Source organism: Ferrovibrio sp. (genome assembly GCF_964218355.1).
GTDB lineage: Bacteria > Pseudomonadota > Alphaproteobacteria > Ferrovibrionales > Ferrovibrionaceae > Ferrovibrio.
The window spans coordinates 60217-86175 of the sequence record NZ_CAXPMC010000020.1; the positions used below are offsets into that span (position 1 = coordinate 60217).

Sequence of the window (25959 nt, forward strand, 5' to 3'; positions counted from 1 at the left end):
GGGGGCTTGTCAAATCGAGGGGGGCGGTCGTCCTCGTAAGCCTCTAGAATATATTTGGATTTTCAGGGGCTTCGGCGGGGTGGCCAGAGCCGGGCCGACTCAGGAGTAGCGGTCTTCCGGCGCCGGCTCCAGCGGGAAGGCGGCCACCAGCAGCATGCGCACGTCTTCGCTGCCGGCGGTCAGCGGCAGGGCCAGCCGTTCCCAGCTGCGCTCCACCTGCCAGGCCGAGCGCTTGTCGCGCGAGGTATAGTCGAAAGTGGCGGTATAGCGCCGCGACATCGGCATCCGGCTGTGCACCACGGCGTCATATTCGGTGCGCAGCAGCTCGGCCTGTTTCGCCGGCAGGCCGCTGACATGCTTGCCGGTCATGTCGACCTTGAACTGGTTGACGAAGGTCGAGCCGTAGAGGCGGTAGACGTAATCGCCATCATCCTTGCGCTCGACCAGCATCAGGTTGCCCAGCCAGGGCTTCATCTCGATCGGGTCGATATCGGCGCGGTCGGGCATGGACCGGCCCTGCCGCTTGCCGGCCCAGTAGGCATAGAGCGCCTGGAGCGTGTCCAGCGACAGCTGCGGTGCGCCTTCCAGCATGCGGCCCATGACGTCCGACCATCCCCCGTGGCGAAACGAATCGGTGGATATCCACTATATCCGGTGTTTCGCCTGACAGGTTAACGCAAAATCAGGGGATTGTCAGCCCTGCCGGCACATCCGCAGAATCGGATTCGACAGCACCGTGCGCACCAGATCGGCCTGCCGGCCACAGCCGGTCTTGGCGAAGACGGCCTTCAGCTGGGTCTTCACGGTATGCGGGCTCAGGCCGGTCCGCACCGCATAATCGTCGGCATGCTCGCCATCCAGCAGGGCGGCGGTCAGCCGCGCCTCGGCCGGCGTCAGCCGGAACTGTGCGGTCAGCGCCGCCTCGGTCGGCGTGATGCGGTCGTCGGGGTTGTTCACGAAGATGATGGCCGCCGCCTGCAGGCGGTCGGTACCGACCCGGTAGCCGGGCGCGGGACAGACCAGCAGCGACAGCGGCAGGCCGTCACGCCGCGGCATCACCAGCATGCCGGCATGGGACGAGCGGCCGGAAAAGCCCGCGACGGCCTCCCGGATCGTCTGCTGCAGCATCGGGTCGCGGTCATTGAACTGGGCGCGCAGCTGGCCGTGGCTGACGGTGATGCCCTGGCCTTTCCGCAGCAGTTTCTCGGCGACAGTATTGGAGAACAGCAGCCGGCCGGCGGGATTCACGACCATCACGCCGACGGCGAGTGCTTCGAGTGCGGCGAGGCCGATGCCGCCCCGTTGTTCCAGCCCGTGCAGCCTGCGGTACATCTGCAGGGCGCGGGTCAGATGCGGCAGCAGCAGGCCCACCGTCTGCCGGTCGTCCTCGGAATAGCCGCGGGCACCGTAGGCCCGGTGGATACCGATGCCGGCCATGGCGCTGGAATCCACGGCCAGCATGCCGCCGGCAAGATGGAAAACGCCAATTCCCTTGCACCAGTCGGCATACAATTCGGAATTCAGCAGCACGCTGTCGTCGACAAGCTGGTTTCCCAGCACCGGGATGCCGAAGCCGAGTTTCAGGGCGCCATCCACGTACATATCGGTGGCGTAGAAATGCGCTTCGTAATCGGCGAGCGCCTTGGCATCGTAATTGTCGGTATGCGACAGGATCACTGTCTGGCCGCTGGCCAGCTCGCGGAGCTGGATGGCGCAGCTGCCGGACTGGAAGGCCCGGGCCATCTCGGGCGCCACGTTGTGCCAGCCCTCGGGATTCAGAGCGGCGTCGTACAGCCCCTCCACCAACGCGGAAAACTGGCGCAGATCCATGCTACCCCCATCCCGCCGTTCCCGGCCGTGCCCCCGCACGGCGCCACTCTGGCACACCAATAGGTTTATTGGCAGGAATTTTCTTTGGCATACCCCGTTCGGGGGATGCCGCCGGCCTGGGCGATGAATACCGGTAGACCGGGGAATAGGCGATGCAGGGAGATCTGGCATCGGTATCGCCCCGCTACTTAACCGGGAGATCGATGAGATGAAAATGTCACTGGTGCTCGTCGCCGCAGCCATGCTGCTGGGCGCGCCTGCCGTTCAGGCGGCGGAGGATCCGGCCGAGGTGGATGCGGTGGTGGCCGCCACCAAGGCGGCCAATCCCGAAGTCTGCAAGGGCGGCGCCGCCGGCATTACCGCCGCAGTCAGCGCCCAGGTCCGGTCGCTGGCGCAGGCCGGCAAGATCAAGGGCAATCCGCAGGCGGTCGGCGCCGAGGCGGGCCAGAAGCTCAGCAGGAGCTGCATGGGCGGCTAAACCGCTGCATGCCGGACAAGGCCGCCGCCGGGTTTCGGCCGGGTGGCGGCCGATGCCTGGTGGGAGAGGGATGATGAGAAACCTGGCTGTGGCCGTGTTGGCCCTGATGACACTGGCGGCCTGCGCGACCAGCCAGAATGCGCAGCCGCTGGCGACGCCGCTGCCGCCGGCACCGCTGCCGGACTACAGGGTCGGCGACCGCTTCCTGTTCAAGGTCGGCCCGATCGAGGACCTGCAGAGCGTGATTGCGGTCGAGGCCGACATCATCACCTACCAGACCCGCGTGTTCGGCACCGTGCGGCAGTCGCGGGCCTTTGCCAATCCTGCCAACTGGTCGGGCGGCTCTTTCGCGGGGCCGATGAAGGTCGAGACGGAAGGCCGCATCGACAGCCTGTTTCCGCTGCGGGTCGGCAATGTCGCGACCACGAAGGGCGTCAATGAATTCGCCGGCCGGACCACCAAATTCACGCTGACCTGCCGGGTGCCGCGGCAGGAGAGCATCACGGTGACGGCCGGGCGGTTCGACACCATCGTTGTCGAATGCGAATACGTCCACGAGCTCGGCTCGTACTTTTTCACCTACTGGTACGCGCCCGCCGTCGGCCATTGGGTGGCGGTGCGTCGCGACGGCCGCTATCAGGAGCTGGCCTCCTGGACACGGGCCGGACAGTAAGCGCCACAGTGAGCGCCTTCGCCTGTCTCTGGTCAGCGCCCCGCAGGGCGGGCTAGTCTTCCGGTACAGGAATTCCGGGAGGAGAACAGGCGTATGGGCGGCGGATCGGACAGGGTGGCATTGGTGACCGGTGCGGCGCGCGGTCTCGGGCTGGCGGCAGCGACGAAATTCCTCGCCGAGGGCTGGAGCGTCGCCATGCTCGACGTTCTGGGGGATACCCTGCGGCATGCGGAGAAGGCGCTGGCGGCACCGGGGCGGACGCTGGCCATTGAGGCCGATGTCTCCGACCCGGCCGCCGTGCATGCCGCCGTGCAGCAGGCGAAGCAGCATTTCGGCCGCATCGACGCGCTGGTCAACAATGCGGGCATCGCCATCTTCAAGCCGATCCTCGAGGTCAGTCTCGAAGACTGGCAGCGCGTCATGGCAGTGAACCTGACCGGGCCGTTCCTGATGACCCAGGCGACGGCGCCGGTCATGCGCGACCAGGGCGGCGGCGCCATCGTCAACATCACCTCGATCTCCGGCCTGCGCGCCTCGACCTTGCGTGTCGCCTACGGCACCAGCAAGGCCGGGCTGGCGCATCTGACCAAGCAGCAGGCGGCCGAGCTCGGCGAATACGGTATCCGCGTCAACGCCGTGGCGCCGGGGCCGGTGGATACCGCCATGGCGAAAGCCGTGCACACGCCGGAAATCCGCGCCGACTATCACGACCACATGCCGCTGAACCGCTACGGCCTCGAAAGCGAACTCGCCAACGCGATCTTTTTCCTGTGCAGCGATCAGGCCAGCTTCGTCACCGGGCAGGTGCTGTGCGTCGATGGCGGCTTTGATTCCACCGGCATCGGCCTGCCGACCCTGCGCGGACAGCGGAAGAACAGCTGACGCTCTGAGAGCGGGGTCAGGCCCGCCCGCAGCATTGCTTGAACTTCCTGCCCGATCCGCAGGGGCAGGGGTCGTTGCGGCCGGGTTTCTTCGCCGGCTGCAGGTCGGTCTCGCCGTCGACATAGACCCAGCCGCCATCCGCCGCGTCACGCCGGAAGCGCGAGCGCTCGCGCAGGGCGCGCATCTGGCCCTGCACCTGGAAGCGCGCAACGAATTCCACGATGCCGGTGCTGTCATCCGCGCCGCCGTCCACGGTGTCGAGGATCTCCAGCCCCAGCCATCGCGTCGTCCGCATGCCGGCAAGAATGTCGGCCGCGTCGAAGCCGGCGCGATGCTCGGGCGCCAGCGTGCGGGCCAGATGCGCGACGTCGCCGCGCGCATAGGCCGTGTAGCGCGAACGCATCAGCGCCAGCGCCGTGGGGGCAGGCGCGCCGACCAGAATCGGGCCGCAGCAGGCCGCGAAAGACTGGCCGGACTGGCAGGGACAGGACGCCATCGAATGGGCGGCAGCTTACGCTGCCGGCTTCTCGTGATGCTCGGCCGGCCGGGCGAATTGCGGGAAGTTCGGATGCAGCACCAGCGGGATCACGTCGATATTCGTGAAGCAGGGATACAGCGGCAGGGCGCGGATGCGCGCCGCCACGGTGTCACTGTCCGGCAGGTTCCAGATCACGACGGTGCCGAGCGCATTGCTCTTGCGCCAGATGCCGACCAGTTCGCGCTTGGCGATGGCATTCTCGGAGGCGCGCCATTCCGCCTGCACCAGATCCTGGAATTTCTCGCCGGCGCGCAGATATTCGATCCGCACATCCACCATGTGCAGGATGCTGTCGGGCTTCGGTTTGCTGTCCGGCTTTTCATGGGCGGCCGGCGCCTTGGCGAACTGGGGGAAGTTCGGGTGGCCGATCAGCGGCGTGATCGTCACGCCGGTGAAGAACGGATACAGCGGCATGGCGCGGACCTGGTTGCCCAGCGCCTCGTGGTTCGGCACGTCGAGGATGAACATCGTGCCCATGCCGTTGGCCTTGCGCCAGATGCCGACGAACTGGCCCTTGGCCAGCAGGTCTTCCTCGACATCCCATTCGGCACGCACCAGCTGCTGCGCCCTGTCGCCCAGCGCCGAGAAATTGAACGTCACGTCGATCAGAAACAGCATGGGTCGTCCTTTGCGTCATTCTCGTCATCCCGGCCAGGCGGCGTTTTGCGCCGCGCGAGCCGGGATCCCATTCATTCGGTCCCGACAAAATGGGATCCCGGGTCTCCGCTGCGCTCCGCCCGGGATGACGGGTAAGAGGGGTCAGTCCACAATCCGCTTTTTCACATAGCTGCCCGGCGCGTCCTCGATCGCCTTCAGCTTGCCGGCGCCGGGCTGGCGCGCCGGCACTTTCGGGCCGGATTTCTTCGACAGCCACTTGTCCCAGTCGTTCCACCAGGAACCGACATGCTCGGTGGCGCCGGCGATCCAGTCCTCGACACTGGCCGGATTGGTCCTGGTGTCGTTCAGCCAGTGCTGGTACTTCTTGGCATTCGGGTGGTTGATCACGCCGGCGATATGGCCCGAGCCGGCCAGCATGAACCGCACCGGCCCGCCATAGAGATGCGTCGCCTTGTAGACCGAGCGGCAGGGTGCGATGTGATCCTCGCGGCTGGCCTGCAGGTAGACCGGAATTTTGATCCTGCCGAGATCCAGCTTCTCGCCGGCCAGTTCCAGCTTGCCCGGCTGCGACAGCAGGTTCTGCTGGTACATGTTGCGCAGGTAGAAGGTGTGCATCTTCGCCGGCATGCGGGTGCAGTCGGCATTCCAGTACAGCAGGTCGAAGGGGAAGGGCTCCTTGCCCAGCAGGTAGTTGTTGACCACAAAGGACCAGATCAGGTCGTTGGCGCGCAGCATGTTGAAGGTGGTCGCCATCTCGCCGCCGTCGAGATAGCCCTTTTCGCTCATCTTGCTGTCGAGATATTTCAGCGTGTCGTCGTCGGTGAAGACGCTCAGCTCGCCGGCCTCCGAGAAATCCACCTGCGCGGCGAAGAAGGTGACCGCCTTGATGCGGTCGTCGCCCTTCGCCGCCATCCAGGCCAGCGTGGAGGCCATCAGGGTGCCGCCGATGCAGTAGCCGATGGCGGTGACCTCGTCTTCGCCGGTGGCCTTCTTCACCGCATCCAGCCCGTCGAGGATGCCCTCGCGCATGTAGCTCTCGAAGGTCTTGTCGATCAGCGTCTCGTCGGGCTGGTTCCAGGAGACGACAAAGACCGTGTAGCCCTTTTCCAGCATCCAGCGGATGAAGGAATTCTCCGGCTTCAGGTCGAGGATGTAGAACTTGTTGATCCAGGGCGGCACGATGTACAGCGGCCGCTTGTAGACCTGCTCGGTCACCGGCGTGTACTGGATCAGTTGCATCAGGTCGTTCTGGTAGACCACCTTGCCGGGCGTGACCGCGATGTTGCGGCCGACCTCGAAGGCCTTGGCATCCACCATCTTGACGTTCAGCTTGCCCTTGCCGCGGTCGAGATCCTCCAGCAGGTTTTCGAGGCCTTTGACCAGGTTCTCGCCGCCGCTGTCCAGGGTGGCGCGCAGCACTTCCGGATTGGTCAGCGGGAAATTCGACGGCGACATCGCGTCGACGAACTGCCGGGTGTAGAAATCCACTTTCTTTGCCAGTTTGGGGTCCAGCCCGCCGGTCTGGCGCACGGTGTCCTGCATCCAGCGGGCGGTCAGCAGGTAGGACTGCTTGAGGAAGTCGAAGACGTGGTTTTCCTGCCAGTCGGGATGCCTGAACCGCTTGTCGCTCTTGTCGGGCTGCACCACCGGCTCGGCGGTCTTGCCGAGGAAGCGGTCGGCGGTATTCGCCCAGAGGGCGGCGTAGTCCTGCCACAGCTTCGTCTGCAGCTCGGCCAGCCGCTTGGGGTCGGCCATCAGCTGGGCGGTCATCGCCAGGAAGGCACCGCCCAGATTGAGGGGGTCGGGATGGGGCGGGGATGCCTCGTTCTGCTGGTGGGCGGCAAATTCCGAAAGCAACTTCTGGCTGCGCTCGGCGATCTTCGCCCAGTTCTGCGCCCAGACGGCCGGGTCGGGGAGTTTGATGTCACTGTCCGGTTGCTTCGCCATCCGACAGTCCTTATTCTCGGGCCCGTTTCCTCTGCCGTACGAATCAGGCACTTGCCCGGATTTGCACGACGTGATCTGAGGTTACGGGATCGGTCTGGGCCCCGCAAGACCGAGTTCCTGAAAGTCCGGCGACGCGGGGTGCGCGAATTGCCGCGCCGGTTTCCGGGCCGCGGTTTTACAGGCTGCAGCGAGTGGTAGGGGGATTTTGACATGGCAGGCATCGGCAGGGCTTCCGCCGGAACGGCGACCCGGGGCGCGGTTCGCATGCGCGGCGTGACCATGGCGGTCCTGCTGGCGGTCAGCCTTGGGCTTGGCGCCTGCTCGGTCCCGGAATGGGCCGACCCCACCGAATGGTTTGCCGGCGACGACACGCCGGCCCCGGCCGGCACTGCCGGCCAGCCGGCCAGCGCCCCGGCCGATGCCCGCTTTCCCAATCTCGGCCGGGTGCCGCCGCGGCCGGTGGAGCAGACCACCGCCGGCGAGCGCCAGCAGGCGATCAGCAGCCTGGCCGCCGACAGCGCCAATGCGAAATACACCGACGAGCAGCTGCGCGCCCGGCCGGCCGACAGCAACACGCCGCCGCCGGCCCCGCGCCAGCCGGTCAGCCAGCTGCCCTCCGCCGCGCCGGCCCAGCCGGCCGCGCCCCAGCAGGGCGGGGCGGGCCCGGTGACCCTGCAGCCGCCGGCGCCGACCGCGCCGCGGCCCGCCCAGCAGCCGGCGCCCGCCGCAACGGGCAATGCCGTGGTCGATACTTTCGCCCAGAGCCTGGCCCAGTCCTCGGCCACCACGCTGCCGCCGAACCTGGCCCAGTCCGCCGCCGGCGGCCAGCCGGGCGCGATGCCGGGCCAGCCGGGCTATGTCGCTCCCGTCGCCGGCCAGCCGGGCGGCAGCCAGCTGCTGGCGGTGATCCGCTTCAGCAACGGCGACACCGCGCTGGGCAGCGACGACCGCGCGCTGGTGCGCAAGGTGGCGGAGTATTTCAAGGGCCTCAGCGGCAAGGGCCAGCTGCGGGTGATCGGCTATGCCTCCAGCCGCACCGGCGACATGGAAGCCAGCGCCCATCGCCAGCTCAACTACAGCCTGTCGCAGAAGCGCGCCGAGGCGGTTGCCGCCGAACTCCGCCGCCGCGGGGTTGCCCGAGCTAGTATCGCGGCGGAGGCCCGCGCCGACGCAGCCCCGGTCTATTACGAGGCCATGCCGCGCGCCGAGAACTATAACCGCCGGGTCGAGATCTACCTCACCAACTGAGCAGATCACGACCGAGGAATGGCGGGGGCGCGGGGCGGAAAGCTGCCGCGCCTTCGTGCAACTGGACCCCTGTTTCCTGGACCTGACCAATGGATACCGAGTTTTACCGCATCAAGCGCCTGCCGCCCTACGTGTTCGAGGAAGTGAACCGGATGAAGGCGCAGGCCCGCGCCCGCGGCGAGGACATCATCGATTTCGGCATGGGCAACCCGGACAACCCGACGCCGCCGCATATCGTCGCCAAGCTGGTCGAGGCGGCGCAGAATCCGCGTGCCCACCGCTATTCGTCCAGCCGCGGCGTGCCCGGCTTGCGCAAGGCGCTGGCCAATTATTACGGCCGCCGCTTCGGCGTCGAGCTGGATCCTGAAAAGGAAGCCATCGTCACGCTGGGTTCCAAGGAGGGGCTGGCCAACCTCGCCATGGCGATCTCGGCACCGGGCGACACCGTGCTGGCGCCGAACCCGAGCTATCCGATGCATGCCTTCGGCTTTGTCATTGCCGGCGCCAATGTGCGCAGCGTGCCGATCGGGCCGGGCTTCGATTTCTTCGCCGGCCTGGACCGTGCCTACCGCCATTCCGTGCCGGCGCCGATCGCCCTGATCGTCAGTTTCCCGGCCAACCCGACCGCGATGACCGTCGATCTGGCCTTCTACGAGGCGATCGTCGATTTCGCCAAGAAGCGTAACATCTGGGTGATCTCGGATCTGGCCTATTCGGAAATCTATTTCGATGGCAACCCGCCACCCTCGATCCTGCAGGTGAAGGGCGCCAAGGATGTGGCCATCGAGTTCACCTCGCTGTCCAAGACCTACAACATGCCGGGCTGGCGCATCGGCTTCGGTGCCGGCAATCCGACGCTGGTCGGCGCGCTGGCCCGCGTGAAGTCGTATCTGGATTACGGTGCCTTCACGCCGATCCAGGTGGCGGCCACCGCGGCGCTGAACGGTCCGCAGGACTGCGTCGAGGATATCCGCAGGACCTACAAGGCGCGCCGCGACGTGCTGGTGAAGGGCCTGAATGCCGCCGGCTGGGCAATCCCGATGCCGAATGCCTCGATGTTCTGCTGGGCACCGATCCCGGACCGCTATGCCCATCTCGGCTCGGTGGAGTTTTCTAAGCTGCTGTTGCGCGAGGCCGAGGTCGCGGTCGCTCCGGGCATCGGTTTCGGCGAATACGGCGACAACTTCGTGCGGCTGGCCTTCGTCGAGAACGAGCACCGCACTCGCCAGGCGGTGAAGAACATCCGCAAGCTGCTGGGATCGCCCTCCAACCCGCCGGCCCCCGAGGGCAAGGCGGCCGCCAATGACTAAGGCTGTGGTCGGGAAAAAGGCCATCGGCGTCAGCCTGCCGCCGATGAAGGTCGGCATCGCCGGGCTGGGCGTGGTCGGTGCCGGCGTGGTGCGCCTGCTGGACCGGCATGCCGACATGCTGGCGGCCCGCATCGGCCGCCCGGTGAAGGTGGTTGCCGTTTCGGCGCGCGACCGGCGCCGCAAGCGCGACATGCCGAAGGGCAGCTGGCGCTGGTATGCGAAGGCCGAGGAACTGGCCGCCGATCCCGAGGTGGAGGTGGTGGTCGAACTGATCGGCGGTGCCGACGGCGTCGCCCGCCGGCTGGTCGAGGCCGCGCTGAAGGCCGGCAAGGGGGTGGTCACCGCCAACAAGGCGATGCTGGCCATGCACGGCGCAAAGCTGGCGGCCCTGGCCGAAAAGCATGATGCGCCGCTGGCTTTCGAGGCGGCGGTGGCCGGCGGCATTCCGATCGTCAAGGCCCTGCGCGAGGGACTGGCCGGCAACCGCATCGACAGCATCACCGGAATTCTCAACGGCACCTGCAACTACATCCTGACCGAGATGCGCACCACCGGCCGCGGTTTCGCCGAGGTGCTGGAGGAAGCCCAGAAGCTCGGCTATGCCGAAGCCGATCCCAGCTTCGATATCGACGGCGTCGATGCCGCCCACAAGCTGGCGGTGCTGACCTCGCTGGCCTTCAACACGGCGGTCGATTTCAGGGCGGTGCATGTCGAGGGCATCCGTCATGTCTCGGCGCTGGACATCTCGTTCGCCCGCGAATTCGGCTATCGCATCAAGCTGCTCGCCATCGCCCGGCGGACCCCCAAGGGCATCGAACAGCGCGTGCATCCCTGCATGGTGCCGGCCGACACACCGATTGCCCATGTGGACGGTGTGTTCAACGCGGTGGCAGCCGAGGGCGACTATGTCGGCCCGGTGCTGTTCGAGGGCCGCGGCGCCGGCAGCAACCCGACCGCCTCGGCCGTGGTGGCCGATCTTGCCGATCTGGCCGCCGGCCGCCGCGCGCCGGCCTTCGGCGTGCCGGCGGTGAAGCTGCAGCCACTGAAGGCTGCGGCGATGGCCGATCATGTCGGCCGTTTCTACATCCGGCTGATCGTGCGCGACCAGCCGGGCGTGCTGGCCGATGTCTCCGCCGTGCTGCGCGACCACAAAATCTCGATCGAGAGCCTGGTGCAGCGCGGCCGTGCCGAGGGCGACCGCCAGCCGGTGGCGGTGGTCCTGATCAGCCACGAGGCACGCGAGGCCGACATGGCGAGAGCCCTGCAGCGTATCGCGAAGCTGCGTTCGGTGCTGGAACCGCCGGCGCTGATCCGCATCGAGCAGCTCTGAGGGAGGCGTCCATGCCGCCGGCGAAGAAGAGCGTAGGCACGGCCAAAACCAAACCTGCTGCGCAGACCATCGCGGTGGAGCGCAATCTGACCCTGGAAGCCGTGCGCGTCACCGAGGCCGCGGCCATCGCCGCCGCCAGGCTGGCCGGGCAGGGCGACGAGATGGCCGCCGACCAGGCCGCCGTCGATGCCATGCGCACGGCGCTGAACGGCCTGAACATCGCCGGCACCATCGTGATCGGCGAGGGCGAGCGCGACGAAACGCCGATGCTGTATGTCGGCGAGACGGTGGGCAGCGGCAAGGGGCCGCGCATCGATATCGCGCTGGACCCGCTGGAAGGCTCGTCGATCACCGCCAAGGGCGGCCACAATGCGCTGACCGTGATCGCCTTTGCGAATGCAGGCTGTTTCCTCAATGCGCCCGATGTCTATATGGACAAGATCGCCGTCGGCGGCGGCCTGCCCGAGAATATCGTCGATCTCGATGCCGCGCCGGCCGAGAATCTGCAGAATCTGGCCGCCGCGAAAGGCGTTGCCGTCGCCGACCTGACCGCCTGCATTCTCGACCGCCCGCGCCATGCCGACCTGATCGGCCAGGTGCGGGCCGCCGGTGCCCGTGTCTCGCTGATTTCCGACGGCGACATTGCCGGCATCATCGCCACCACCGATCCGGATACCGGCATCGATATCTACATGGGATCGGGCGGCGCCCCGGAAGGCGTGCTGGCGGCGGCCGCCTTGCGCTGCATCGGCGGCCAGATGCAGGCCCGCCTGATCTTCCGCAGCGAGGACGAGCGTGCCCGTGCCCGCAAGCTCGGCATTGCCGATCTTGCCCGCAAATACAGCCTGACCGACCTGGCCTCGGGCGACGTGATCTTCGCCGCCACCGGGGTTACCGATGGCGACCTGCTGAAGGGCGTCAAGCGCGTGCCCGGCGGACATCGCGTGCAGTCGCTGGTGATGCGCTCGCAGACCGGCACCATCCGCCGTATCGAGGCGGTGATCCGGCCGCAGCCGTGAATGCCGTGACCGCCGTCGCGGAGGCCCCCTTTCTCGGCGTTGCCCGCTCGCTGCAGGGCCGGCGCTGGCGCCTGCGCAATGCCGACGAGCGGCTGGCCCTGGCCCTGGCCCAGCGCGCCGGCCTGCCCGAGGTGCTGGGCCGCGTGCTGGCCGGCCGCGGCGTCGATCCCGACAGCCTCGACGACCACCTCAACCCCAGCCTGCGCCGCCTGCTGCCCGATCCCTCGCGGTTCCGCGACATGGATGCGGCGGCCGACCGGCTGGCTGCCGCCATCATCGCCGGCGACAGCGTGGCCGTGTTCGGCGACTATGATGTGGACGGTGCCACATCCTCCGCCCTGCTGGCCCGTTTCTTCGCATCGCTGGGCCGGCCGCTGCGGGTCTATATCCCCGACCGCCTGAAGGAAGGCTACGGCCCCAATGCGCCGGCTTTGCGCGCGCTTGCCGCCGAGGGCGTGAAGCTGGTGATCACGGTCGATTGCGGCACGCTGGCCTTTGCACCGCTGGAAGACGCCGCCGCCGCCGGGCTGGAAGTCGTGGTGGTCGACCACCATCTGGCTGAACCGGAACTGCCGCGCGCCGTGGCCGTGATCAACCCGAACCGGCTGGACGAGCAGCCGGGCTTCGGCCAGCTTGCCGCCGTGGGCGTCGCCTTCCTGCTGGTGGTGGCGGTCAACCGCCGCCTGCGCGAGCGCGGCTTCTACAATGCAGATACCCGCCCGGAACCCGACCTGATGGGCTGGCTCGATCTGGTGGCTTTGGGCACGGTGTGCGATGTCGTGCCGCTGACCGGCGTGAACCGCGCGCTGGTTGCCCAGGGCATCCGCATCCTGCGCGGGCGCGGCAATGCCGGGCTGGCGGCGCTGGCCGATGCGGCCGGCATGGCCGAGCCGCCGGGCGCCTATCACCTCGGCTTCCTGATGGGGCCGCGGGTGAATGCCGGCGGCCGGGTGGGGCGCGCCGATCTCGGCACGCGGCTGCTGGCCTGCGACGATCCGCGCGAGGCCGCCGCCATGGCCGCCGAACTCGACCGCTACAACCGCGAGCGGCAGGAGATCGAGGCCGGCGTGCTGGCCGAGGCGATGGCCGAGCTGGAGCATGTGCCCGACGAGGCCGCGCTGGCGCTGGTGGCGCGGGCCGGCTGGCATCCCGGCGTGATCGGCATCGTCGCCGCCCGCATCCGCGAGGCGGCCGGCCGACCGAGCTTCGTCATCGCGCTCGACGACGAGTCAGGGCTCGGCAAGGGCTCCGGCCGCTCGATCCCCGGCGTCGATCTCGGCGCGGCGGTGGTGGCGGCCGGGCAGGCGGGGCTGCTGGTCAATGGCGGCGGCCACGCGATGGCGGCGGGCCTGACCGTCGAGGCCGCGAAGCTGAACGAGCTGAAGGCCTTTCTCAACACGCGGCTGGCGGCGGCGGTGGCGGCGGCCGGCGCCTCGGCCAGCCTCGGCATCGACGGCGCGCTGGGCATCGGCGGCGCCAATGCCGCCCTGTTCGACCAGCTGGAAAAGCTCGGCCCCTATGGTTCCGGCAATCCCGAGCCGCGGTTCGCCCTGCCGGCGGCCCGCGTCGTCACCGCCGATGTGGTGGGCGAGAAGCATGTGCGCTGCCTGCTGGCGGCGGCAGATGGCGGCGGCCCGCGCCTGCGCGCCATCGCCTTCCGGTCGCTGGACGGCGAGTTCGGGCCGGCGCTGCTGCAGGCGCGCCAGACCGGTGCGCCCCTGCACCTGGCCGGCCATCTGCGCGCCGATCACTGGCGCGGCGAGCGCCGGGTGCAGTTCGTGCTGGAGGATGCCGCGCGGCCCTGACCGGCGGCGTTCAGGGCGCCGGGCTGCCCGGCGGGTCGGCCGGCGGCAGCACCCGGCCGCGCACCCGCTCGCGGTGCAGCACATACAGCCCGCTCGCGACGATCAGCAGGATGCCGGCGGTGGCCATCTCGTTGGGCACGTCGCCCCAGACCAGCCAGCCGATCAGCAGCGCCCACAGCAGGCCGGTATAGCGCAGCGGCACGATCACCGGCACTTCCGCATGGCGGAAGGCATCCACCACCAGCAGGTAGCCGGCGGCGATGAACACCGCGGCGATGCCCAGCAGCAGCAGTTCGTACCAGCCCATCGGCACCCAGCCTTCCACCGTCGCCGCCGCCGACGTGACCGCGGCCATCATGCCGACATTGGTGAGGATGACGATCAGCGATGGCACGCCCGGCGCGATGGCGCGGGTGACCAGGTCGCGCACCACCAGGCAGCAGACCGCGGCGACGGCAACCAGCGAATAGGCATTGAAGCTTTCGGCGCGCGGCTGCACCACCAGCAGCACGCCGATGAAGCCGGCCACCACCGCGCTCCAGCGCCGCCAGCCGACCGGCTCGCGCAGCAGCAAAGCCACCGTGGCGGTCATCATCAGCGGCGAGGCCATGTTGATGGCCATCATGTTGCCGATCGGCATCTGGAACAGGGCGAACATGTAGAGATAGCTGCCGAACAGGTCGGCCAGGCTGCGCATCAGCACGCCGCGGTCCAGCGCACCGGCAATCTGCCGGGTGGCGCCGGTGGCATGGGCGGCAGCCAGGATCAGCAGCAGGGCGATGCCGCCGCGCACCGCCATCACCTGGCTGGTCGGCACCGTGGCGAAGACCAGCTTGCACAGGGCCTCGTTGACCACGAACAGGATGATGCCGAGCGACATGGCGAGGATGCCGCGGCGGTTGCCGGACCCGAAGATCCGCTCGTAAAGCATGATGGTACCGGACTGGAGAGGGAGGGGGCAGAAAGCAGAGAACAGAGGGCGGGCGTTAAGCCTTCCCGCCGGCATCGGGCGCCGCGTGGATCGGGTCGACCCAGAACACGGATTCAGGCTTTTCCACCGGCTCGATGTCGAGATTCACCACCACCGGGTCCTGGCCGGAGCGCACCAGCACGCATTCCAGCGTCTCGTCGGTGCTGGCATTGATTTCCTGGTGCGGCACATAGGGCGGCACGAAGATGAAATCCCCCGGCCCGGCCTCGGCGGTGAATTCGAGCGCGTTGCCCCAGCGCATCCGCGCCCTGCCTTTCACCACGTAGATCACGCTTTCGAGGTCGCCATGGTGATGGGCGCCGGTCTTGGCGTCGGGGTGGATATGCACGGTGCCGGCCCAGATCTTCTGGGCGCCGGCGCGGGCGAAGTTGATCGCCGTGGCGCGGTTCATGCCGGCGGTCTTGCCGGCGCTGGTCGGGTCCAGCCTGTCGGCCGGGATCACCTGCACGCCGTCATGCTTCCAGTCGGTGGAATGCGGGTGATCGGCGGCGTGATCGTGACCCATGACTCGGCTCCTGCGATGCTGAAAGCCGGATGGTAGGCAGCCGCCCCCGCCGGGGCAAGGGGCGCGGGCCCGGCAATGGCGGCTAACCCCCGGATTCCATTGACCTGTGCCGTTTCCGGCCGCCGCGCCGAAGCGCTTGATTTGTGGGGCGGAACCCGGTACACAGCCCTCCGCCGCGCGGTTTCTGCCGCGCCGCCAGGCCGACCCCATCGTCTAGAGGCCTAGGACGTCACCCTTTCACGGTGAAGACACGGGTTCGACTCCCGTTGGGGTCGCCAGCTTCCAGGCCAGCGACAGCACAGACCAGACGCACAGCCGATGCCCGCTGTGCATGAATGCGCGCGCATGGCCGCGCGATTGCAACTCCGGTTTTATGACATTTGCCGAAACGGCACAGAAAACGCATGGCGCCATGCGCTGCGGGCCAGTTTTGTATTGACCCGCTTTCTTTTGTCATAATGTAATATCGATATAACAAAAGCGGAAAGATCGATGCGCCCCGTAGCCTGCAGCCCGACATTCCTTTGCGCATCCCGGCCCGTCTGTGCATCCCGGCCGGGTCCGGCTGCAAAGGCGCGGCAGTCATGATCGCGGTCCGGGGCGCCGCCAAGATTTTCGTCGCGCGCGGCGCCGAGGTGCCGGCGCTGCTGCCCACCGATCTCGACATCCCGTCCGGCCGCTTCGTGTCCTTCGTCGGGCCGAGCGGCTGCGGCAAGTCCACCCTGCTGAACATGATCGCCGGCATCGTCGCGCCCTCCTATGGCGAGATCGAGCATGACGGCGCCGTCGTTTCGGGAATCAACCGGAATGTCGGCTACATGACCCAGGCCGACAGCCTGCTGCCCTGGCGCAGCGCCGAGGAGAATGTGTCGCTGCCGCTGATCCTGCGCGGCTGGCCGCGCGACAGGATCGCCGCCCGCGTCGACAGCATGCTGGCGATGGTGGGGCTGACCAAGTTCCGCCGGCATTTCCCCGCCGAGCTGTCGGGCGGTATGCGCAAGCGCGTCGCGCTGGCCCAGGTTCTGGCCTACGACCCCGGCACCCTGCTGATGGACGAGCCCTTCGGCGCGCTGGATGCCCAGCTCAAGCTGGTGATGCAGAACGAGCTGGCCCGCATCTGGGACGATACCCGCAAGACCATCGTCTTCGTCACCCATGACCTGGCCGAGGCGATCGCGCTGTCCGACGAGGTGGTGATTTTCAGCGGCCGGCCGGGCCGCATCAAGTCGGTGCGCAAGATCGACCTGCCGCGGCCGCGCGACGTGTTCCGGCTGCAGTTCGATCCGGCCTTCCGCGCCCTCTACAACGAGCTGTGGGACGCACTCGCCCCGGAGATCGGCGCGGAGGCCCGGGCATGAACGACAATGCCGTCGACACCCGCCGCGCGGCCGCCGCGGCCGCCGATATCGAGCGCACGCCCGGCCATGTGGTGCCGGGCCAGTTCCTGCGCGCCGCCGAGCGGGCCGAGCGCAACCGCCGCTGGAGCATCCGCGTCGGCCAGGTCGCCATCGGCATCCTCGTGCTGGCCTTGTGGCAGGGCGTTTCGGGCTGGCTGATCGATCCGTTCTTCATCTCGTCGCCGGCCGATGTGGCGGTGCGCCTGTGGTCGTGGACCATGAACGGCACCCTGGCCGGCGCCTTCGCCTATACCATGCAGGCGATGATCCTCGGTTTCGTGCTGGGCAGCCTCAGCGGTTTCACCGCCGGCTTCCTGCTCGGGCGGTCGGACCTGCTGGCGCGGATCTGCGACCCCTATATCACGGCGATCTACTGCCTGCCGAAGATCGCGCTGGCGCCGCTGATGATCATGTGGTTCGGCATCGGCATCGAAAGCAAGATCGCGATGGCGGCGCTGATCGTCTTCTTCCTGGTCTTCCTCAACACCTTCGCCGGCGTGCGCGATGTCAGCGCCATCCACCTGAACACCGCGCGGATCATGGGCGCCAATGGCTGGCAGCTGCTGCGCTACGTGATCTTCCCGTCGGCGGCGGCCTGGGTGCTGACCGGCCTCAAGGTCTCGGTGCCCTATGCGCTGATCGGCGCGGTGGTCGGCGAGCTGATCTCGTCCAATCGCGGCATCGGCTTCCTGATCGGCCAGGCCTCCGGCCTGTTCGACACCGCCGGCGTGTTTGCCGGCCTGGTGGTGCTGGCGGTGACCGGCATCGTGCTGAATGCCGGCCTGAAGATGCTGGAACGCCACCTGCTGCGCTGGCGCGACGGGGCATGAGGCAGCGGACAGGATACGGAAAGGCGGAACGGAACGGCCATGGCTTATGATCTGAAGATTACCGGCGGCACCATCGTGGACGGCAGCGGCGCGCCGGGCTATCGCGGCGATGTCGGCATCCGCGACGGCCGCATCGTCGCCCTGGGCGATGCGCCGGATGCGGCGACGCGCAGCATCGATGCCGGCGGGCTGACCGTGGCGCCGGGCTTCGTCGACATCCACACCCATTACGACGCCCAGGTCTTCTGGGACCCGATGCTGACCATCTCGCCCTGGCATGGCGTGACCAGCGTGGTGATGGGCAGCTGCGGTTTCGGCATCGCGCCGACCCGGCCGAAGGATCGCGGCCTGATCCTGCGCACGCTGGAGCGGGTCGAGGCGATGCCGCTGACCGCGCTGGAAGCGGCGCTGGGCGACGACTGGCCGTTCGAGAGCTTTCCGGAATATCTCGGCGCGCTGGAACAGCGCGGCACGGCGATCAATGTCGGCGTGATGATCGGCCATACGCCCACGCGGCTGTATGTGATGGGCGAGGCCGCGGTCGAGCGGGCCGCCACCGAGGACGAGATCCGGCAGATGCAGGATATCGTGCGCGACGGCATGAAGGCCGGCGCCATCGCCTTCGCCACCTCGGTCTCGCCGATCCATATCGGCTTCGACGGCAAGCCGATCCCGAGCCGGCTGGCCGGGATCGACGAGCTGCGCGCGCTGGCCCGCGCGGTCGGCGATGTCGGCCGCGGCGTGATCCACTATAACGGCGCCCGCGAGCCGCTGTTCGACCAGTATCTGGCCATGCATGAGGAAAGCGGCCGTCCGGTCTGCTGGACCGCGCTGCTGGCCGGCCAGCTCGGGCCGGGCCGCCACCGCGAAAGCCTGCAGCGCACCCGCGACCTGCTGGCCGCCGGCAAGCCGATCTATCCGCAGGTGGCCTGCCGCCCCATCGTCAGCGAATTCGATTTCCGCTCGCCGGTGGTGTTCGACACCTGGAGCCTGTTCCGCCCGGTGCGGCTGGCGAAGGGCGAGGCCGAGCTGTTGGCGATCTACCGCGACCCCGGCTTCCGCCGGGATTTCCGCGAGGAGGTGGCCGGCCGCGGCGGTCGCGACGGCGATTTCTCCGGCGGCCGCGACGAGGGCGAGATGCGCCGGGCCTCGTGGCGGCTGACCGAGATCAGCTATTGCGAGCCGCATCCGGAGCTGGTCGGCCGCAGGGTGGAAGAGGTGGCCGCCGAACGGGGACTGCCGCCGACCGACCTGATCCTCGACCTGGCGGTGGAAAGCAACCTGCGCACCCGTTTCCGCATGCCGCTGGTCAATTTCCAGGAAGACGAAGTGCAGGAACTGCTCAGCGACCCCAATACCGTGGTCGGGCTGGGCGATGGCGGCGCGCATCTCTCGCAGCTCTGCGATGCCTGCTATGCCACCCATCTGCTGGGCTACTGGGTGCGCGAGAAGGGCGCCTTCAGCCTGGAGCAGGGCGTGCACATGCTGACCGGGCGCACGGCGGAGATTTTCGGCATCGCCGATCGCGGCCTGCTGAAGACCGGCCGGCCGGCCGATGTGGTGGTGTTCGATCCGGCCACCGTGGGCGCCGGCCCGCTGGAGCGGGTCTACGACCTGCCGGCCGGTGCCGACCGCCTGATCTCGCGGCCATCGGGCATCCATACCGTGGTGGTGAACGGCACCGTGCTGCCGCCGCCGGGCGAACCGATGCCGGCCGGCACGAAGCTGCCCGGCCAGGTGCTGCGCAGCGCCGCCGCCGGCTGACACATCACAGGAGAGTCTGCGTCATCAACTCAGGAGGGGAATATGCGGGATATCGAACGTAGGTCTTTCATGCAGGGCGTTGCCTCGGTGGCGATGCTGGGCGGCTTCGGTGCGGCGGGGATGGCACCGGCAGCCTTCGGGCAGACGGCGCTGGAGGCGTCGAGCCTGCGGTCGAATGCCAAGTCGTTCCTCTGGGGCGCCGAGGATTTCGCCCAGGGCACCGGCCTGTTCACCGGGGCGGGGCTGAAGCTGTCGCTGGCGGCGACCAACCGCGGCGTCAACCAGGATGCGCTGATCGGCGGCGCCGCCGATATCCTGCTGGGCGCGCCGACCCAGAACATGCGCGTGCAGATCCGCCGCCAGCCGGTGAAGATGATCTGCGGCTGGGTCAACAAATTCGCCTCCAACGTGGTGATCCGCAAGGCGGCGGCCGACAAGGCCGGCGTCACCGAGGCCTCGGCGCCGGTGCAGAAGGCGGCCGCGCTGCGCGGCCTGAAGATCGGCACCACCGGCCCCGGCGGCGGCCCGGACCAGCTGGCGCGCTACCTGATGCGCATGGCCAAGATCGATCCGGCCACCGATGCCGAGCTGGTGCCGATCCAGGGCGGCGGCGCCGCCATCCTGGCCGCCTACGAGCGCGGCACCATCGACGGCTTCGTGCTGTCCTCGCCCACCTCGGATGTGGCGATTTCCAAGTTCGGCGCGGTCTACCTGTTCAACATGGTGACCAACCCGCCGCCGGAGCTGGAGGATTACCTGTACATCACCGCCAGCGTCAGCGAGAAGACGGCGAAGGAAAAGCCGGCCGAGCTGACCGCCTACTGCAAGGGCATCGCGCTGGCTTTGCGCGGCATCAGCGGCGATCCGGCCGGGTTCAAGGCCTGGGCCAAGACGCATTTCGGCGACATGGACCCGGCGCTGTTCGAGACGGCCTTCTCGAACAATATCGGCATGTACATGAAGACGCCGGTGCCCAGCCGCAAGCAGTTCGACCTCAATCTCGAATTCCTCGATGCCGAGCTGAAGCAGCTGGCCCAGCCGGGCATTCCGGCGGGGTTCAGGTTCGAGGATGCCTATGATCTCAGCTTCGCCGAAAAGGCGATGGCCTCGCTCTGACCGCAGCGGACGGGCCGATGGGGAAGGAACGGGGCGCTGCGGCGCCCCGTTCTGCTTTCAGGGCGGGCCGGGAGCCGGAGCCGGAAGGGTCATCTGTGTGCTGGCATCCCGCCCAAGCTCTGGGGGGCAATTGGGGCTAACCGTCAAGCCGAGGGCTCGGTAGAGGAATGATGTAGCAAGGCGGGGGTGTTTTGATGATAGTTTATTGAAGTAATTCTAATAATCCGATATTCGGAATTGATGATACGCCAAGCAACTTATTGTTGTGGAAGGATAAATTTGACACTTCGCGTTCCTCTACCCAGCATAAATTTGTTCTTCATATAGGCTAAATTAATTGCCGTTTTAGTCGAAAATAAGCTTGGTGCGTACTTGCAAAGGGGATAAGCGCCCAACATCTATTCAACTAGGCTGCGCTCTTGGGTTGAGGCAAGTCGATATGGTCGCGATTGGTGAGTCGCGGCGTGCCCGCGACTGTCAAATTGAACAGGTCGGCAAGGCCCGAAATGGCAAGCCGCGATACTGGTGCCGCGTTCATGGAGCATCGGCTACCGGGCACTACGGTGTGCGGCTAGCTCAGTGCGAATCGGCATACCGAGATACTGCACAACTTGGCGAAGCCCTAGAGCTACGAGATTCCGACTACCCGGGGGGTATCGCACTCTGGGGGGTCGTGGCGCCAGTGTATGACACGACGGGGCTCCCTCCTGATCGCGGCGTGCATGTCCATGCACGGCACGAACACAACGGCAAGAAACAGATTGATGCCACGTTTCCAGCCGTCGTTATGGCTTACAACAAAGGCGACCTATTTGCCGACGGGCGACTCCTGATTTCTCAAGAGGCTGCAGTCAGCTACTATATCTCTAAATTCATCGGGCACCCGGTAAAGCATCTGTTCTGCGTAAACTGCGGCGAGCTTCACCTTGATGCAGACTATTTTGCCGTTCACCCGCATCGTAAGCATCTATGCCATGGTTGCGGAAAGTATTTCAAAGATCCGTCCGGGGAAAGTGTCTCCAATCCTATTGCGTATCTTCCCAATCTTAGAGCGGATGCGCGGAAGACAAGAGAAATCATCCGGACATCAAAGGTATTGGAGGTTTCGCAGGCCGATCATCCGGGGGGTATTCAAGTCTGGGCGTCGAATCCTGCAATACTATGGACGCGTAACTTTCCCGAGGAGGAAGGCATTCACGTTCATCTGTATGGCGCCGACAACAATTGCCTAGATAAAGATGACACATACGGAACCGTGATAATCGACGGCGTAAAGCTGGATGAAGATTTGGTCGGCTACCTTATGGCCCAACGATCACTTCAATACTTGGCCAACAAGGTGGTCAGCCTGAATTGTCCGACGTGCGGAGCTTCACACTTTGATCGCAGCGAGAAGGCGTTCTATCCGCACCATGAGCATGAATGTGAGGCTTGCGGTTCAACATTTGTAGCGCCTGGGCGTCGACGGAAAGTAGTTTGTAATCCACTGGTGGAAATTCTTGATAGGTTGTGCGAATCAGCGGGCCGATTGCACGGAGAGCGAGCTAGATGAAGGGCTATATCTATATAACTGGCAAAGGCGCTGACCCGGGATTGTTCAATAACTTGAATGATCCGATCTTGTTTGCCAAAACACCGACGCTGGGCGCCTGCATGCCGAATATTCGCCGCCTTGTGACTAAAGGCGACTTTGTTTTCGTTGTTAGTGGGAAAACGGCCAGGGTTCAGCAGTACGTCGTTGGCGGTTTCAAAGTGAATGAAAAGATCAGTGCGCTCGCGGCGTTTCGACGGTTCCCTGAAAATCGCCTAGAGATGGGCGAGAATGGGCTGCAGGGGAATGTTGTGGTCGATGGCGCTGGAAAAAAACACCAGCTTGACCATCACTCGCCAGACACCTTCGAGAAGAGGATAGAAAACTATCTGGTAGGAACCGATGGGATCGCGCTGGAAACGCCAAGAGAGGTTGAACTGGGGCGTCAGCAGACGCTTTCAAAGCTATCCCAAATACTGAATCGGCCGCGCGGGAATCGCGTGATTGACGTGATGAGTCGTTGGTCAAAGCTTGATGAAAAGCAGGTCAACGATATGCTGGATTGGTTGAGGGGAATTAAAACCGATTCGGTGTAGTTAATGAACAAGGCTGCGGACGTCCTGCGCGAGCTTTCGCTATCGGAATCGGAAATAGCCGACCGGTCAAAACTACCTCTTGCCACTGTCCGTAGTATTTTAGCGGGAGGTGATCCGACCCTTGCGGATCTACGTGCATTGTCACGTGGCTTGCGGATTCCATTGCGAGTATTCGCTACCGGACTCCCTGCATTAAAGTCGGAACAGAATCTATCTCTGCTCTTCCGTAATACGCCGGGCAAAGAAAGGCGGCAGTATGAGGTCACGGTAGAGTCGGTGGCTAGTTTTGTCGACGCGTCACTAAAAATTCTTCCCAATAGGATCGGTAATCCACAATGGCTTTCGGCGTTCGACTATTCCGAAGAGACTTATGCTGAGGCGCATAGGCTAGCGGAACTGTTCCGAATGCAATTCATTCCGGATCGCCAGGATGAACCGATTCCGGATTTAGCTCAGGTCATCGACGCAGAGGGCTTAGCTGTTATTGGACGGCTGAACTTCTCCCAGTACGAAGGCGCTTCAGTCATCGCTGGTGGGCATGCATTTGTGTTCGTCTCGCCGCGCTTTGCGAGCAGGATGCTCTTCACTTTGGCCCACGAACTTGGGCACATCATTGCGCATCACCGTTTCGGCCATGCGGCAATATTTGAGCGTGCTTCAAGTATTGGGCGGGCGCGGTCAAAGTCTCGTAGCGAGGCATTTGTAGATGCATTCGCTTCTATTCTTTTGTTACCCGACCAGGGCGTCGGAAGAACTCTAAAGACGGTTCGAGACGTGTTGCGTATTGATACGCCGCAGCTAGGTGATATCGAAATATTACTGTTGGCGCGCATTTATGGAGTGAGCTTCGACGTTGCGGCTCGTAGGTGCGAGAATCTCGACTTGCTCCCAGCGGGAGGGGCAGTTGCGCTCGTGGATGAGCTAAAGCGAGCACATGGCAGCGCAGAGAGGCGGGCAAAATCTGCAAACCTGCCACCAAGAGTCAGTGTAGTGATTCCGCGCGTTTCTTCCAGCCTACTTCAGTTGGCCGTTGAGAAGGTTAAGGCAGGGGAGGTCTCTGCGGGTTGGTTATGTGATCAACTTGGCATCTCTGTCGAAGAGCTATACGCCGCACATGCGGGGCCCAACATTGACTCAGAATTACGTCATTGATGCTAGCTCCGCAATAAACCTCCTGAATGCGGGCGCATTGGGGGTAGTGTGCAGGCTGCGTGGATGCCGCTTGTGGCTGACCCCCATTGTTGTTAGCGAGTGCAATCCGACCCATGCAGCAGAAATTCTATCTCTTCATGAAGGTGGGCAGTGTGACTTTGTGGACGAAAGCGTCATTCCTGCTCAACTATTCACCGACTTGTTGAGTGCGCATGACTTGGGGGAGGGTGAGACAGAGTCGATCGCTGTCAGTCATAGTCTTGGATATGGGTTGTGTTGCGATGATCGCAAGGCACGTAGATTAGGGGCAGATGTCCTCGGTCCCGACAGTATTACTGGAAGTATCGGGTTGCTAAAGTTATGTGTGGAAGAGGGATTGCTTGAATGCGTTTCTGCGTTCGAGAAATTTTGCCTCATGCGTGATGCAGGGGGATTTCTGCCAGACACTCCCAGAACGCATTTCTGCGACGGAATTGATACGTGCTGAGAGTTTAGCTTGTGATCTCTATCTCAATCTGTATCTGCTAGATTAATAGCTAATAATCGCCCCTAGCGGCGGCGCCACTCCCGCGGACTGACGCCAAAAGCCCGCCTGAACGCGCGGCTGAAATGCGCCGCATCGCTGAAGCCCCAGCGGAAAGCAATCTGCGCGATGCTGCCGGTCTGCGCCGGCGCCAGCGAGAGATCGTGACGGCAGCGCAGCAGGCGCTGGTGCCAGATCCAGCGGTCGAGGGTGCAGCCGCCGGCGGCGAACACGCGATGCAGGTGGCGCAGCGACAGGCCGAGCGCATCGGCGATGCCCTGCGGATCAAGCGCCGGATCGTCCAGCCGGCCGCGTATATGGGCCATGATGCGCCGGCGCAGGGCGGCCGCGTTGTCACGGCCGTCGCTGCCGTGGCCGGCCAGCGGATCGAAGGCCGCGCCCAGCAACGTGAGCGCACTGTGCAGCACCGCCGGCTGCTGCATGGCCGGAAGATCGTCGCCGCGCAGCAGCAGCCGCAGCTGCGCCAGCAGCAGGGCCCCGGCGCCGTCGCGCAAGCTGACCGGCTCGCCCACGCGGTCGGCGGCATCGGGCAGGGCAGCCAGCAGCAGGTCCTGCGGCAGCAGCAGGGTGATCTTGCGCAAGCGCGCCGGCGCGCGGAAGCGCATGCGCCGCGTGCTGTCCCACAGCATGGCATGGCCGGCGGCCAGCGGCGTCTCGCGGCCCGCGCTGTCGAGCCATTCGCCGCCCTCGAGGATGCAGAGCAGGCCAAAGTAAGCCGCGTCGTCGCGGGCGATCTCGCCGCGGCCGCGGCGGCCGTCGCAGGGATCGCAGCGGCAGGCGATCAGCCCGGCCGGGCCGAGCGCGCGGCTGCGGATGCGGCCGTCGAAGGCGGCCTCGCTGCGCGCCGGCAGGTCCCAGGCCAGATGGGTGGCGCTGACCGTCTCGCGCCAGTGCTGGTACTGGCGCGCCGGCGGCTGGGCCGTGGTGGCATAGGTGGCGGGCGCTGTCATGTCGCTGGCATGCGCTCCGGTTTCCTTCCCTGTGCGGGCCTGCCACATCCGAGGGCGGGTCCCGATGGCATTGTCGGTCAAGTCCGGCGGCATGGCCGGACAAGACCGCGCGGCGGCCTTTGGCGAGAATAGTCGGGCACGAAACGGCAGGGGTCAACGCACCTTTTCATCCGCAGAAGACCGTTTCGCATCAGGAGGAGACCAGCATGACCGCATCCGCAACCAGCACTGCCGATACCGCAGCCGACAACCCGCCCGACCTGCTGTGCCAGACCGCCGCCATGGCGTGGATCGGCTTCGCGCCGGGCATCGACTACAAGGTGCTGCGCACCAGCGCCGAGACCGGCGTGTGGACCGTGATCTTCCGCTGCGGGAAGGGCTCGTCCTTTCCGCCGCATTTCCACCACGGCGCCGGCGAATACCTGATGCTGAAGGGCCTGATGGATTACCGGGCCGGGCAGGCGCGGGCCGGCGATTACGGCTACGAGCCGCTCGGCGTCTATCATGAGCGCACCGAGTTCCTGGAAGACAGCGAGCTGCTGTTCACCAATCACGGCCCGGTCGCCTTCACCAATCCCGATGGCAGCATCGCCATGCTGCTGGACTGGAAATTCTTCGCCGACAAGGCCGCCGGGCAGCAGGCGGCCCAGGCTGCATGAAGTGGGCTGCCTGAAGCGGGCGGCCTGAGCCGGGCCGGCTGACAGGGCCGGCTGACAGGACCGGCCGGCAGGGCCGGCGCCGCTGCCTCCGTATTGCATACGATAACATGCGATACGGCGGGCCGGGGCCGGCCTTGTCCCGGCCGGAATGTACACTATATGTTCCTGTCGGACAGAGGATGATGCCGGCGGCGGATGGCCTGCCGCCGCGGAGAGAAAGGAGGGGATGGCCGTACAGCCAGCGGT

Annotated in this window: 24 protein-coding genes and 1 tRNA gene; 17 read left to right on the forward strand and 8 right to left on the reverse strand. The window is 66.0% G+C overall.

Annotated features, from left to right (window positions below; all coding sequences use genetic code 11):
• Positions 1-99: 99 nt before the first annotated feature.
• Together ACEQZY_RS14380 and ACEQZY_RS14385 are read right to left on the reverse strand one after the other, a co-directional pair.
• Complete coding sequence (locus ACEQZY_RS14380) at positions 100-600, reverse strand: PAS domain-containing protein (protein WP_341703010.1); 501 nt, start codon at positions 598-600, stop codon at positions 100-102.
• A gap of 93 nt (positions 601-693) precedes the next feature.
• Complete coding sequence (locus tag ACEQZY_RS14385; protein WP_370155366.1) at positions 694-1830, reverse strand: helix-turn-helix transcriptional regulator; 1137 nt, start codon at positions 1828-1830, stop codon at positions 694-696.
• A gap of 208 nt (positions 1831-2038) precedes the next feature.
• Between ACEQZY_RS14385 and ACEQZY_RS14390 the strand changes: the two genes are divergently transcribed.
• The 3 genes from ACEQZY_RS14390 (at position 2039) to ACEQZY_RS14400 (ending at position 3863) form a co-directional block, all read left to right on the forward strand.
• Positions 2039-2308: a hypothetical protein gene (locus ACEQZY_RS14390; protein ID WP_370155368.1), complete on the forward strand. Its 270-nt coding sequence runs from the start codon at positions 2039-2041 to the stop codon at positions 2306-2308.
• Positions 2309-2381: 73 nt separating this feature from the next.
• Entirely contained in the window at positions 2382-2981 is a 600-nt protein-coding gene (locus ACEQZY_RS14395) for a hypothetical protein (protein WP_341703013.1), read from the forward strand.
• A 93-nt stretch (positions 2982-3074) separates the two neighbouring features.
• On the forward strand, positions 3075-3863 hold the full coding sequence (locus ACEQZY_RS14400; RefSeq protein WP_341703014.1) for an SDR family oxidoreductase: 789 nt from the start codon (positions 3075-3077) through the stop codon (positions 3861-3863).
• A gap of 16 nt (positions 3864-3879) precedes the next feature.
• Here the strand turns inward: ACEQZY_RS14400 and ACEQZY_RS14405 are convergent, their stop codons facing one another.
• The 3 genes from ACEQZY_RS14405 to ACEQZY_RS14415 form a co-directional block, all read right to left on the reverse strand.
• A complete protein-coding gene (locus ACEQZY_RS14405; protein WP_370155371.1) occupies positions 3880-4359 on the reverse strand; it encodes a YchJ family protein in 480 nt (159 codons plus the stop codon).
• 15 nt (positions 4360-4374) lie between these two features.
• A complete protein-coding gene (locus ACEQZY_RS14410; protein ID WP_370155373.1) occupies positions 4375-5019 on the reverse strand; it encodes a muconolactone Delta-isomerase family protein in 645 nt (214 codons plus the stop codon).
• Positions 5020-5160: 141 nt separating this feature from the next.
• A complete protein-coding gene (locus ACEQZY_RS14415) occupies positions 5161-6966 on the reverse strand; it encodes a PHA/PHB synthase family protein (RefSeq protein ID WP_370155375.1) in 1806 nt (601 codons plus the stop codon).
• Positions 6967-7176: 210 nt separating this feature from the next.
• On the opposite strand from ACEQZY_RS14415, the gene ACEQZY_RS14420 reads away from it, so the two are divergent.
• The 5 genes from ACEQZY_RS14420 to recJ all read left to right on the forward strand — a co-directional run bounded on the left by ACEQZY_RS14420 (position 7177) and on the right by recJ (position 13678).
• Positions 7177-8214: an OmpA family protein gene (locus tag ACEQZY_RS14420; protein ID WP_370155377.1), complete on the forward strand. Its 1038-nt coding sequence runs from the start codon at positions 7177-7179 to the stop codon at positions 8212-8214.
• 89 nt (positions 8215-8303) lie between these two features.
• Complete coding sequence (locus tag ACEQZY_RS14425) at positions 8304-9524, forward strand: LL-diaminopimelate aminotransferase (protein ID WP_370155379.1); 1221 nt, start codon at positions 8304-8306, stop codon at positions 9522-9524.
• Positions 9517-10854: a homoserine dehydrogenase gene (locus ACEQZY_RS14430; protein ID WP_370155381.1), complete on the forward strand. Its 1338-nt coding sequence runs from the start codon at positions 9517-9519 to the stop codon at positions 10852-10854. The genes ACEQZY_RS14425 and ACEQZY_RS14430 overlap by 8 nt, the downstream gene beginning before the upstream one ends.
• A 74-nt stretch (positions 10855-10928) precedes the next feature.
• The gene (glpX, locus tag ACEQZY_RS14435; RefSeq protein WP_341705457.1) at positions 10929-11873 is read left to right on the forward strand and encodes a class II fructose-bisphosphatase; all 945 of its coding nucleotides are present in this window, start codon (positions 10929-10931) and stop codon (positions 11871-11873) included.
• Positions 11874-11878: 5 nt separating this feature from the next.
• The gene (gene recJ, locus ACEQZY_RS14440; protein WP_370155384.1) at positions 11879-13678 is read left to right on the forward strand and encodes a single-stranded-DNA-specific exonuclease RecJ; all 1800 of its coding nucleotides are present in this window, start codon (positions 11879-11881) and stop codon (positions 13676-13678) included.
• Between the two features lie 10 nt (positions 13679-13688).
• Here the strand turns inward: recJ and ACEQZY_RS14445 are convergent, their stop codons facing one another.
• Together ACEQZY_RS14445 and ACEQZY_RS14450 are read right to left on the reverse strand one after the other, a co-directional pair.
• Positions 13689-14609 carry a DMT family transporter gene (locus ACEQZY_RS14445; RefSeq protein WP_370155387.1) on the reverse strand — a complete coding sequence of 307 codons (921 nt, stop codon included), beginning with the start codon at positions 14607-14609 and terminating at the stop codon, positions 13689-13691.
• Positions 14610-14664: 55 nt separating this feature from the next.
• Positions 14665-15174, reverse strand: coding sequence for a cupin domain-containing protein (locus tag ACEQZY_RS14450; protein WP_370155390.1), 510 nt, complete (start codon positions 15172-15174; stop codon positions 14665-14667).
• Between the two features lie 202 nt (positions 15175-15376).
• Here ACEQZY_RS14450 and ACEQZY_RS14455 point away from each other — a divergent pair.
• The 8 genes from ACEQZY_RS14455 to ACEQZY_RS14490 all read left to right on the forward strand — a co-directional run bounded on the left by ACEQZY_RS14455 (position 15377) and on the right by ACEQZY_RS14490 (position 23560).
• Positions 15377-15452: transfer RNA gene (locus ACEQZY_RS14455), tRNA-Glu, on the forward strand.
• A 306-nt stretch (positions 15453-15758) separates the two neighbouring features.
• A complete protein-coding gene (locus ACEQZY_RS14460) occupies positions 15759-16532 on the forward strand; it encodes an ABC transporter ATP-binding protein (protein ID WP_370155392.1) in 774 nt (257 codons plus the stop codon).
• A complete protein-coding gene (locus ACEQZY_RS14465) occupies positions 16529-17401 on the forward strand; it encodes an ABC transporter permease (RefSeq protein WP_370155394.1) in 873 nt (290 codons plus the stop codon). The genes ACEQZY_RS14460 and ACEQZY_RS14465 overlap by 4 nt, the downstream gene beginning before the upstream one ends.
• Before the next feature lie 39 nt (positions 17402-17440).
• The gene (locus ACEQZY_RS14470) at positions 17441-19165 is read left to right on the forward strand and encodes an amidohydrolase family protein (protein WP_341705418.1); all 1725 of its coding nucleotides are present in this window, start codon (positions 17441-17443) and stop codon (positions 19163-19165) included.
• Between the two features lie 42 nt (positions 19166-19207).
• Positions 19208-20281 (forward strand): ABC transporter substrate-binding protein, encoded by a 1074-nt coding sequence (locus ACEQZY_RS14475; RefSeq protein ID WP_370155397.1) that lies wholly within the window; start codon positions 19208-19210, stop codon positions 20279-20281.
• Positions 20282-20963: 682 nt separating this feature from the next.
• Positions 20964-21833, forward strand: a complete 870-nt coding sequence (locus tag ACEQZY_RS14480) for a hypothetical protein (RefSeq protein WP_370155399.1) — start codon at positions 20964-20966, stop codon at positions 21831-21833.
• Positions 21830-22408 (forward strand): hypothetical protein, encoded by a 579-nt coding sequence (locus tag ACEQZY_RS14485; RefSeq protein ID WP_370155401.1) that lies wholly within the window; start codon positions 21830-21832, stop codon positions 22406-22408. Before ACEQZY_RS14480 ends, ACEQZY_RS14485 begins: the two co-directional genes overlap by 4 nt.
• A gap of 3 nt (positions 22409-22411) precedes the next feature.
• The gene (locus tag ACEQZY_RS14490; protein ID WP_370155404.1) at positions 22412-23560 is read left to right on the forward strand and encodes an ImmA/IrrE family metallo-endopeptidase; all 1149 of its coding nucleotides are present in this window, start codon (positions 22412-22414) and stop codon (positions 23558-23560) included.
• A 549-nt stretch (positions 23561-24109) separates the two neighbouring features.
• Here the strand turns inward: ACEQZY_RS14490 and ACEQZY_RS14495 are convergent.
• Positions 24110-25054, reverse strand: a complete 945-nt coding sequence (locus ACEQZY_RS14495) for a helix-turn-helix domain-containing protein (protein WP_370155407.1) — start codon at positions 25052-25054, stop codon at positions 24110-24112.
• Positions 25055-25260: 206 nt separating this feature from the next.
• Here ACEQZY_RS14495 and ACEQZY_RS14500 point away from each other — a divergent pair, with 206 nt between their 5' ends.
• On the forward strand, positions 25261-25713 hold the full coding sequence (locus ACEQZY_RS14500) for a 2,4'-dihydroxyacetophenone dioxygenase family protein (RefSeq protein ID WP_370155409.1): 453 nt from the start codon (positions 25261-25263) through the stop codon (positions 25711-25713).
• Positions 25714-25959 lie beyond the last annotated feature (246 nt).